This window comes from Veillonella sp. oral taxon 780 str. F0422, assembly GCF_000221605.1.
Classification (GTDB): domain Bacteria; phylum Bacillota; class Negativicutes; order Veillonellales; family Veillonellaceae; genus F0422.
The window spans coordinates 1-10217 of record NZ_AFUJ01000047.1 but is presented as its reverse complement, the minus strand read 5'-3'; the positions used below and the strand labels follow the sequence as shown (position 1 = coordinate 10217).

The 10217-nt window shown below is 37.2% G+C and carries 9 protein-coding genes and 4 pseudogenes; 12 read left to right on the top strand and 1 reads right to left on the bottom strand.

Annotated elements, in window-relative coordinates:
• From HMPREF9200_RS08120 to HMPREF9200_RS05265, 9 genes and pseudogenes are all read left to right on the top strand, one after another.
• Window positions 1-341: pseudogene (locus HMPREF9200_RS08120) on the top strand (RNA methyltransferase); the annotation flags it as partial.
• A gap of 40 nt (window positions 342-381) precedes the next feature.
• The gene (locus HMPREF9200_RS08115; RefSeq protein WP_255260729.1) at window positions 382-699 is read left to right on the top strand and encodes an RNA methyltransferase; all 318 of its coding nucleotides are present in this window, start codon (window positions 382-384) and stop codon (window positions 697-699) included.
• A gap of 59 nt (window positions 700-758) precedes the next feature.
• Complete coding sequence (locus HMPREF9200_RS05295; protein ID WP_009353783.1) at window positions 759-1625, top strand: ChbG/HpnK family deacetylase; 867 nt, start codon at window positions 759-761, stop codon at window positions 1623-1625.
• The gene (locus tag HMPREF9200_RS05290; protein ID WP_009353790.1) at window positions 1622-2620 is read left to right on the top strand and encodes a lysylphosphatidylglycerol synthase transmembrane domain-containing protein; all 999 of its coding nucleotides are present in this window, start codon (window positions 1622-1624) and stop codon (window positions 2618-2620) included. Before HMPREF9200_RS05295 ends, HMPREF9200_RS05290 begins: the two co-directional genes overlap by 4 nt.
• A 2-nt stretch (window positions 2621-2622) precedes the next feature.
• Window positions 2623-3073 (top strand): annotated as a pseudogene (locus tag HMPREF9200_RS05285) (ACT domain-containing protein).
• Window positions 3074-3091: 18 nt separating this feature from the next.
• Window positions 3092-4384: a homoserine dehydrogenase gene (locus HMPREF9200_RS05280; RefSeq protein ID WP_009353786.1), complete on the top strand. Its 1293-nt coding sequence runs from the start codon at window positions 3092-3094 to the stop codon at window positions 4382-4384.
• Window positions 4385-4394: 10 nt separating this feature from the next.
• Window positions 4395-5324, top strand: coding sequence for a homoserine kinase (gene thrB, locus HMPREF9200_RS05275; RefSeq protein WP_009353791.1), 930 nt, complete (start codon window positions 4395-4397; stop codon window positions 5322-5324).
• 78 nt (window positions 5325-5402) lie between these two features.
• A pseudogene (gene htpX, locus HMPREF9200_RS05270) lies at window positions 5403-6265 on the top strand (zinc metalloprotease HtpX).
• A gap of 64 nt (window positions 6266-6329) precedes the next feature.
• Window positions 6330-6833 (top strand): cob(I)yrinic acid a,c-diamide adenosyltransferase, encoded by a 504-nt coding sequence (locus HMPREF9200_RS05265; protein ID WP_009353784.1) that lies wholly within the window; start codon window positions 6330-6332, stop codon window positions 6831-6833.
• Between the two features lie 114 nt (window positions 6834-6947).
• Here the strand turns inward: HMPREF9200_RS05265 and HMPREF9200_RS05260 are convergent, their stop codons facing one another.
• Window positions 6948-7298: a hypothetical protein gene (locus tag HMPREF9200_RS05260; RefSeq protein ID WP_009353780.1), complete on the bottom strand. Its 351-nt coding sequence runs from the start codon at window positions 7296-7298 to the stop codon at window positions 6948-6950.
• 71 nt (window positions 7299-7369) lie between these two features.
• Here HMPREF9200_RS05260 and cobU point away from each other — a divergent pair, with 71 nt between their 5' ends.
• The 3 genes and pseudogenes from cobU to cbiB form a co-directional block, all read left to right on the top strand.
• Window positions 7370-7957, top strand: a complete 588-nt coding sequence (gene cobU / locus HMPREF9200_RS05255; RefSeq protein WP_009353781.1) for a bifunctional adenosylcobinamide kinase/adenosylcobinamide-phosphate guanylyltransferase — start codon at window positions 7370-7372, stop codon at window positions 7955-7957.
• A gap of 6 nt (window positions 7958-7963) precedes the next feature.
• Window positions 7964-9467 (top strand): annotated as a pseudogene (locus HMPREF9200_RS05250) (cobyric acid synthase).
• Window positions 9467-10217: adenosylcobinamide-phosphate synthase CbiB (gene cbiB / locus HMPREF9200_RS05245; RefSeq protein WP_009353782.1), on the top strand; the 751-nt coding region annotated here is incomplete at its 3' end. The pseudogene HMPREF9200_RS05250 and the gene cbiB, both read left to right, overlap by 1 nt.

Here is a 10217-nt window from a genome sequence, read left to right as displayed (position 1 = left end):
CTGTAATGGATATGCTGCCTACTGGTACAGTACGGTATGTCATTGTCAACATAGAATCCATAAAACAGGAACAGTTAGAGCCATTGCTATCCTTATGTGACATCTATGACGTCCAGGTATTTTCCATTTCAGATAACCTATGGAAAGGGATTGAAACAACAGTTCATGGACAAGGGATAATTGCTGTAGTATGTCAAAAAGTACATCGACTAGAAGATTTTCGTGTAAAAGAGAATGGTCTATATGTACTCATTGATGGAGTACAAGATCCAGGCAATTTAGGAACTTTAATACGAACTGCTGTTGGTGCTGGTGTAAGAGCTATGTTTTTTAACATCTAATACGGTAGATATATACAATGAAAAAACAGTGCGTAGTACTATGAGCGGATTGTGTAAATTACCGATTTATACAAATGTCACACAAGATAGTGTAGTAAAGCTTATAGAAGAGCAAGGAATCAAATTGTATGGAACTGTTTTAGAAGATAGTGTTAACTATGGAGAACTAAGCTATGAAGGGGCCACTATGATTGCTCTAGGAAATGAAGCAAATGGTATTTCAGAGGATATATTACAGTTGGTTACACAGCGAATTTCTATCCCCATGTATGGTCCTATGGAATCTCTGAATGTTGCCATAGCTGGAGCTTTGTGCATGTATAAAGTACAAGAAAGAAAACTTTGTCTATCCAAATAGCAATAATTTTGGTAGAATAAGAATACAATTATCCATTTAGTGCGTACAGGAAGGTAACTATGAAACGTCTAATTGTGAATGCAGATGACTTTGGTTTACATCCTCTTATTAATGAAGGAATCCTAGAAAGTCATCAACAAGGAATAGTAACAAGTACGTCTTTATTGGCATCTGGAAACTATTTTGAGGATGCCTTATCATTAGCTAAGACAATGCCCACACTAGGTGTGGGATTACATGTTTGCTTGGTCGGAGGGCTTTCACCAGTCTGTGATCCTAAAGAAGTTCCAAGTCTACTGATAGATGGTAAATTTCCTATGACACACACAGAATTTATAAAACGGCTGTATACCGGACGTATAAAAGGTTCTGAATTGCGAAAAGAAATTGAAGCACAATTTCAAAAAGTAATGTCTACAGGATTACCTATAACACATGTAGATGGACATCAACATATGCATGTACTACCACAAGTGTTGCCTATAGTGGCAGAACAAATGAAGCGCTATGGTTTAACTAAGATTCGTATGCCCGATGAAACTCCATTTTTAATGAATGGTGTGTCTTCACTAGGTCGTTGGATTGGTAAAGTAGGGCTAACGGTTATCACACAACAAGCCTACACTACATCTCGTGATTTTGGATTTTCATCGCCCCTATATTTTTGGGGTATGATGAATGGTGGTCAATTGAGGGAAGAATCTTTGTTAGCAATTTTAAAAAAGGTTGCTAAGAAACAAGGGGTCCATGAAATTATGACACATCCTGGTAAAGATAATCATACACTCCGATCTTTGTATGATTGGGGCTATCATTGGGATGAGGAACGAGCGGCTATGACATCTGCTAGAGTAAAAGAATATATTGGTACTCATGATATTAGTCTCATCCATTATGGACAATGGACTGAAGGAGAACGTTCATGAGTACCATGGCAAAGCGAGGAATCTTCATTGGATTTTTACTCCTTATTGTGTCAGGTATAACAATTTATTTTACAATTGATTTAGATTCATTAGCTACATTAGGTACATTTAACTTTACATCTTTATTGTTGGCAATGGTAGCACTTGCTTTAGGTATGTACTTTGATGGTTTGCGGCTACAACGGTTGGTACGTATGGGTGGATATAGTTTATCCCTAATTGCTATTCTACGAGTTATATTTGGTAATTATTTTATGGCTATGCTAACACCTGGTGCTAGTGGTGGTGCGGTAGCACAGGCTTTGATTTTACGGTCTTATCATGTACCTATCGGTAAAGCAGCACCTATTGTGTTAGTGCGAACTGTATTTTCTATTTTATTTTTAATCATCATGTTACCCTTTATTCTGGTAACAGAGCCTATCGATGTACCATATATTACTAATTCTCAATTGATAGGTATATCAATCTTTGTTGTGATTTCAACATTTATGGGAATGTATCTATTACAAACACGACTTATGAAATGCTTAGTAACTTGGATATGTAAGATAACAAAAAAAGGAAACCCAAAAGGTTGGCTCATTAAGTTGGATGAATTTAATGGGGGGCTTAGTTTATTATATGCAAACCCTATGCAATCCTTCATCGTATTTATTGAGTCTGCATTGAGCTTATTATTTTTATATGCTATTGCGCCAGCATTGATGTATGCGTTTACTTCAGATATTAGTATTGTTGAAATCTTAAATCGTATGATTTTATTAAATTTAATATTATATTTTGCTCCTACACCAGGTGGAACAGGCGTTGCAGAAGGATTATTTGTGTATTTATTTGCTTCTTTTGTGCCAATTGGAACGGTGGGGCTAGTTGCAGTGGCGTGGCGGATTGTAGCAGAATATGTTCCATTTTTTATCGGTATGTATTCCGTATTTACTCTATATGGACAACATATCGCAAGTTCCGTTTCCACTAGTAGTGAAGAGGTGTAGTTATGGCTGTGAAAGGCAAAAAAGACAAATTTTATTTAGTGAATGAAGTAATCTTACCAGAAGCGATTAAAAAACGATCAAAGTAAAATCTATTTTACAACTAGGAGAGGCTAAAACGATTAATGAAGCTGTTGAAAAATGGACTTAAGTCGTTCTGCTTATTATAAATACAAAGATTATGTATTTCCATTTTATGAACTTTCACAAGGTAAAATTGTGTCAATTAATGCACTGATTTCTAACGAGTCTGGTATGCTATCTAATATTTTACGGATTATTGCAGATTATAATGGCAGTGTATTAACGATTAATCAGAATTTGCCGCTACAAGGTGTAGCACATGTAAATATTTCTTTTGAAACAAAAGAATTAACATTACCAGTAGAAGATGTATTGCACGAAGTACGACAATTAGAGGGAGTTATTAAGGTGGAACTAATTGGTCAAGCCTAGTGCTTAAGGAGATAAAGAATGAAGCAAGGCGTTAAGATTGCCCTCTTGGGTTTTGGTACAGTTGGACAAGGTACAGTAGAATTATTGACTAAAAATTTAGATGTCATACAAAATCGTATTAGTGTACCTGTGACTATAGATAAAATTTATGTGAGAAATCCAGATAAATATAGTCATGTTGCACTACCTGCAACCGCTACATTTGTAACAGATTATAAAGAAATTTTACAGGATTCATCTGTAGATATTGTAGTGGAAGTGATGGGAGGGACTACCTTTGCCCGTACTTGCATTGAAGAAGCTATTATTGCTGGAAAACATGTGGTGACTGCCAATAAAGATTTATTAGCGGAAGCTGGTCCCTATTTAATGGAGCTAGCTACGAAGCATCATGTGGACTTACGCTTTGAAGCGAGTGTGGCAGGGGCGATTCCAATTATCCGCGCCTTATATGATTCCTTCGGCGGTAATCAAATTACAGAAATTATGGGTATTTTAAATGGAACCACTAACTTTATTTTGTCTAAGATGAGTGAAGATGGATTAGGCTATGAAGAAGTCCTAAAAGAAGCACAAGACCTTGGCTATGCAGAAGCAGATCCTACATCTGATGTGGAAGGCTATGATGCAGCACGTAAATTAGCCATCTTAGGTTCTATTGCCTTTAATAAACGTATCTTCTTTGAAGATGTAAGTTGTGAAGGGATTACGCAAATTGATGCTAGTGATATCCAATTTGGCAAAGAGTTTGGCTATACTATTAAGTTGTTAGGCATTGCAAGAGAAACGAAAAAAGGTCTGTCCTTAAATGTACATCCTGCCTTCATTGCAAACACTCATCCATTAGCCTCTGTACGGGGTTCTTTTAATGCTGTATTTTTACGTGGTAATGGTTTTGATGAGGCTATGTTCTACGGTCGTGGAGCTGGTAGCTTACCAACAGGTAGTTCTATCGTGAGTGACGTGATGGAAGTAGCTCGTAATGTTGTGCAAGGCAAAACAGGGGAAATGAAGCAGTTCTATTATCCGCAAAAAACAATGTATAGTTCTAGCAAAATCGAATCTGCTTACTACATTCGTATGACAGTGGATAACTCTACAGGCGTATTGGCGAAAGTAGCCACGAAGCTAGCGGAACAACGCATTTCGGCTCATTCTGTGATCCAGCGCAAAGCAGATAACGATACTGCCACATTAGCCATTATTACATCTAAATGCCCACATGCATACATTCAAAATTTAATCGATTCTTTCAACCATTTACGAGTCGTTAGAGAAGTGGGTAGTGTGATCCGCATCATGGTTGAATAAAGGAGTTTTCATGAAATCTATTACGGTACAAGTACCGGCTACGAGTGCCAATTGCGGTCCAGGGTTTGATTGTCTTGGAGTAGCATTAAATTTATACAATGTATTTACTTTTGAACCGGATAAAGAGGCAACATCTAATACATATACCTTTGAAGGTTTTGGGGCGGACTTGTTGGAACAAGAGGACCATAGCCAAAATCTAGTGGGTATTGCCATGGAGCGTGTATTTAAAGAAGTAAATGCTGCACCTGTTTATGGTCGCATTCATTCTAATACACAAATTCCACCATCAAGAGGTCTTGGCAGTAGTTCTACTGCCATTGTGGGTGGGTTGCTATTAGCCAATGCCTACTTACAAGAACCTTTAAATAAAGATCAATTATTGCTCATTGCCAATGATATGGAAGGACATCCTGATAATGTAGCACCAGCTATTATGGGGAATTTAGTCTGTGCTGTTGGTGGGAATGATACAGTATTCCATTCTCATATCGATGTACCAAGTAACTTAACCTTTGCTGTAGTGGTACCAGAAGTGATTGTAGAAACATCGTATGCGCGAAGCGTATTACCAACGGAGTTAAGCTATAAAGAAGCTGTTGCCAATGTAGGATTTGCCACATTATTTGTAGGCTCTATGATACAAAATAGGATGGATAATTTGTCTGTAGCATTACAGGATTATCTACATGTACCGTATCGTAAAACTTTGATTCCTTATTGTGATGATGTATTTACTGCAGCTAAGAATCATGGTGCCTATGGGTCTACTATTAGTGGTTCAGGCTCAACTTTAATTGCTTATTGTTCTCCGGAACATGCAGTGACAGTGGCAGATGCTATGAGTTCGGTCTTTATGAACAACGATATTGACTGTCGTCGTTTTGTGCTTCATGCAGACCGTGAAGGTGCTAAAGTTGTGAAAATTAAATATGAGTAGAACACTTCATGATTCTTTTACATTTTGTATGCTATACTAAGTATACACATTCTAATAAAAACTAAGTAGGAGGAATACATGAACAACATAAAAACAGCAGCCTTGTTGGCATTATTATCAGGATTATTGATGGTGATTGGTCAAATGGTCGGTGGTCACTCAGGAATGATACTGATGTTTATTATTTCTTTAGGTATCAACTTCTATACTTATTGGAATAGTGCATCTATGGTACTACGTGCATACGATGCAAAAGAAATTACCGAACAAAACAATCCGAATATCTTCCATATTGTAAAAAACTAGTTCATAATGCAGGGTTACCGATGCCAAAGGTGTATATTATTGAATCGGAAGTACCTAATGCATTTGCTACAGGCCGTGACCCTGAGCATGCAGCAGTGGCTGTGACAACAGGTATTATGAAACTATTAACAGACGATGAAATTGAAGGTGTACTGGCTCATGAACTCTCTCATGTGAAACATAGAGATACATTAATTAGTACTATTGCAGCCAGCATGGCAGGATTTATTGCTATGGTGGCGAATATGTTACAATGGGCAGCTATTTTTGGAGGCCGTGATGATGAGGAGAATTCTAATCCTTTAGCATTAATTGGCACTATCATTTTAGCTCCATTGGCAGCTAGCTTAATTCAGATGGCTATTTCACGTTCTCGTGAATATTTAGCAGATGAAGAAGGGGCGATGATGAGTCGCAAGCCATTATCCTTAGCATCCGCATTAGCCAAAATTGAGCATTATGCTAAATTTGGTGTGCTTCCTGGTCAAAGCGAAAGCCGCGTATCATCTACAGCACACATGTTTATCATTAATCCTTTGAGTGGAATTTCTTCCACTATGACTCAATTATTTAGCACGCATCCATCTACAGAAAGTCGTATTCAACGTTTGCGTGACATAGCGAGTCGCATATAAAGGGAGCAATGCATATCTTATGTTACAGAGATCGTAAGGTTTCTAGTTGTTAAGGAGGTATACTATGGCAAAAGTGTACACGAAAACAGGCGATGCAGGTTCTACTGGTTTATACACTGGTGAACGTGTAAGTAAAGCATCTCAACGTGTTTGTACGTATGGAACAATTGACGAGGCACAAGCCTTTCTTGGAGTAGCTCGTGCGTACTCTGACAAAAAGGTAGTACAAGACACATTATTGCAACTTGAGAAAGAACTGTGGATGATTATGGCTGATATCTCTAGTTTAGGACAAGAAGCTACTATTACAGATGAGCATGTGACTAATTTAGAACAGATCATCGACAAATTTGATGAACAATTAGAGCCATTATCTAAATTTATTTTACCTGGTGATAGTAAAACATCCAGTTTCTTGCACTTAGGTCGTACCATCGTTCGCCGTGCAGAACGAGACCTATGGAAGTTAGGAGAAACAGAAGAGATTCATATGTCGAATCTTCGCTATTTGAATCGTTTATCCGACTTGCTATTTATCTTAGCGCGCGTAGAAGATGAAGTGAAATAGTATACGATATAAAAGGAGGTACTCCATGTTGGGTACCTCCTTTTAGTATCTCTTAGATTATTTCTATCAAATCTTCTTGGATGTGCTATAATACTATGTATGTAGTTACTGTGATTAATGTTGTACTTCTTGTACATCTACAGTTTTGTTTAGCACATCTTCAGGGCTTGGATAGAAGAAATAGATCTGATCGATTTCATTTTTAAATTTTTCTCGGATGTGTACGGATAATAAAGTTTCAAACTGAATGATATCTTCCGATTCCATCACAGCGTCTTCTACCAATACAAATAATTGTGGATCTGCTTTTGGTGCATTGGGTGGTAAACGGTCTGGTGAAAGTGGAACATTTACGATAATGCGTACAGAGGCTACATAATTTCCATTTTGATCTTTAATGGCTGCACGATAGGTATTTTCCCATAGAGTGGCCATTAATTGGATGTCTAAATTTAATAATTCCATAGTTGTCTCCTTTATAATGAACGTATAGTACATATGATAACTGATAAAGGGCAACTTTGTATAGGTATACTATGAAAAATCGTATAATATTTTGTACAGGTGGTGCCCGTAGTGGCAAAAGTGAGTTTGCAGAAACAATAGCTTTATCTAAAGAAGGACAAAAAGGATATATTGCTACAGGGCAAGCTTATGACGAAGAGATGAAGCATCGTATTCATTTACATCAAGAACGACGGAAAATGATTTGGAACAATTATGAAATCCCTTGTGCCATTAGTAAAGAGATTCAAAAAATATTAGATGAATGTTCTGTGGTATTAGTAGATTGCCTAACGATGTGGACTACTAATCTATTATTAGAAGATGGTGAATTTACATCTCAGGAAGATATAAATTGCCGTGAAAGAGCTATACTTTCAGAAGTACAAGCTGTACTTGATGTGATTCGATCCTACAAGGGAAACAATGAAAAGACGGTTATTTTTGTGACCAATGAAATTGGCTTAGGTATTGTTCCAGAGAATAAATTAGCTCGTATTTTTAGAGATATTATGGGACGTGTCAATCGAATGGTAGCAGCAGAGGCTGATGAATCATATATGACAATCAGTGGTATGACAATAGATATAAAAGCATTGGAGGTAAGCAACCATGGCTAAAAAATTATGTTTCAAGGTACCAGTTCTAATGTAGGTAAAAGTATTTTAGCTACAGCAATGTGTCGCATTTTACATAATAAGGGATATAAAACAGTACCTTTTAAAGCACAAAATATGGCGTTAAATTCCTATGTTACCAAAGCAGGGGATGAAATTGGGCGAGCCCAAGTAGCACAAGCGGAAGCAGCAGGTTTAGAGCCTATTGTACAAATGAATCCCGTCCTATTAAAACCTACAGGCAATCAGTCCTCTCAAGTTGTTTTAATGGGCAAACCGGTAGGTGTGTATAGCGCTAGAGAATACCATACAAAATACTCCTTAACAGCCTTAGATAAAGTAAAACAAAGTTTACAATATCTTGATGAAAATTTTGATATGATTGTCATTGAAGGTGCCGGTAGCCCTGCGGAAGTCAATTTAAAAGCTAATGATATTGTAAACATGCGTGTTGCCAAGTTAGCAAAGGCTCCTGTAATGCTTATTGCAGATATTGATCGTGGTGGTGCTATCGCATCTGTGGTGGGTACTTTAGAATTATTAGAACCAGATGAAAGAGATCTAGTAAAAGGTATTATCATTAATAAATTCAGAGGTGATGTCACATTATTACAACCTGCATTGGATTTTATTGAAGAAAAAACAGGTAAAAAAGTAGTAGGTGTAGTACCGGCGATAGAAAACCTTGATATTGATGAAGAAGATTCTGTAGCATTAGAAAGTAAATATAGAGGAGTATCTAAGGAGATTACGATTGCGGTCATGCAAACTCCTAAAATTTCTAACTTTACAGACTTTGATGCTCTTGCCTATGAACCAGATGTATCTGTTCGTTTTGTGAAACAAGGGGAGCCAATTGGTCATCCAGATATGGTAATTTTACCAGGCTCTAAAAACACATTAGCTGACTTATCGTACTTGCAGGAGCATGGCTATGATAAAGATATCCACGACTTAGCAAATGCTGGGGTACCTGTATTGGGTATTTGCGGTGGTAATCAAATGCTGGGAGAAATGCTTTATGATCCAGAAGGGATTGAAGGGGATATTCCTGAATTAAAAGGCTTAGGTTTGCTTCCAACAGCTACTACTATGAAAACTGAAAAATTAACACATCAAGTTTGCTTTGATGTAAAGGATTTATCTTTCTTAGGTACTAACTATAGTGGTGAAAATCTTGTAGGCTATGAAATCCATATGGGAGATACACAGCCAGTAGGAGCAGGAGAACGTTGTTTCCACATTCAAAAGCGTAGTGATGCTAAGGTAGATGTGATCGATGGTTTTGTCACTAGTAATGGTCAAGTGATGGGCACATATATTCATGGCATTTTAGATAATGATGGATTACGTCGCTCAATCCTGAATGCATTGCGTACAAAAAGGATTAGAGCCATTAGATATTGTATTCCGCTACTTTGAACATAAAGAAGCTGCCTATAATCGATTAGCCAAGATTGTAGAAGAACATTTAGATATGGAATATATTCAATCATTATGGGAGCAAGACTAATGGAATGGTTTATACACCATCTTCTTTATTTTATTCCTTTAGGGGCACTTTTGTTAGATACTTTAGTGGGTGACCCTAGAAGTAAATACCATCCTGTTGTTTTAATTGGTAATTGTATTTCTTTCTATGAACATCTATTGTATAAAAAGAATACTATGGCAAGGAATCAAATACTATTAGGGATATCTACTGTATTACTAGTCTTAATGACTGTGATGGTCATTGTTACAGGGCTCCTATTTATAGGAGGGACCATACATCCAATCGGCTATTTCATAGTATCCTTATTGTGCCTATACATTGCTATTAGCCCTCGTTGTTTAGCAGAGGCAGGCATAGAAATTGCTAATTTGTTGAGAAAACAAGATATATCTGAAGCACGCCGTAAAGTGGGATGGATTGTAGGTCGTAAGACTAGTGAACTTGATGAAAGTGAAATTACTCGTGCTACTATTGAAACAGTAGCGGAAAATACAGTAGATGGCATTATTTCCCCTTTATTTTGGTTTGTCTTAATAGGTCCATGGGGGGCTATTGGATACCGAACTATTAATACGATGGACTCCATGTTAGGCTATAAAAATGAGCGCTATTTATACTTTGGTCGTTTTGCAGCCCGCTTAGATGATGTAGTTAATTATATTCCTGCACGTATTACTTGTGTTTTATTTGTGATAGCTTCTTTTATCTGTGGCAAAGATTGGAAACATGCCATCCGTATAGCCACTCGTGATGCGCATAAACATCCTA

Excerpts from the sequence above, each read along its gene's own strand:
- HMPREF9200_RS08115 (WP_255260729.1), top strand. The coding sequence starts at position 382 with ATGAGCGGATTGTGTAAATTACCGATTTATACAAATGTCACACAAGAT.
- HMPREF9200_RS05295 (WP_009353783.1), top strand. The coding sequence starts at position 759 with ATGAAACGTCTAATTGTGAATGCAGATGACTTTGGTTTACATCCTCTT.
- HMPREF9200_RS05290 (WP_009353790.1), top strand. The coding sequence starts at position 1,622 with ATGAGTACCATGGCAAAGCGAGGAATCTTCATTGGATTTTTACTCCTT.
- HMPREF9200_RS05280 (WP_009353786.1), top strand. The coding sequence starts at position 3,092 with ATGAAGCAAGGCGTTAAGATTGCCCTCTTGGGTTTTGGTACAGTTGGA.
- thrB (WP_009353791.1), top strand. The coding sequence starts at position 4,395 with ATGAAATCTATTACGGTACAAGTACCGGCTACGAGTGCCAATTGCGGT.
- HMPREF9200_RS05265 (WP_009353784.1), top strand. The coding sequence starts at position 6,330 with ATGGCAAAAGTGTACACGAAAACAGGCGATGCAGGTTCTACTGGTTTA.
- HMPREF9200_RS05260 (WP_009353780.1), bottom strand. The coding sequence starts at position 7,298 with ATGGAATTATTAAATTTAGACATCCAATTAATGGCCACTCTATGGGAA.
- cobU (WP_009353781.1), top strand. The coding sequence starts at position 7,370 with ATGAAAAATCGTATAATATTTTGTACAGGTGGTGCCCGTAGTGGCAAA.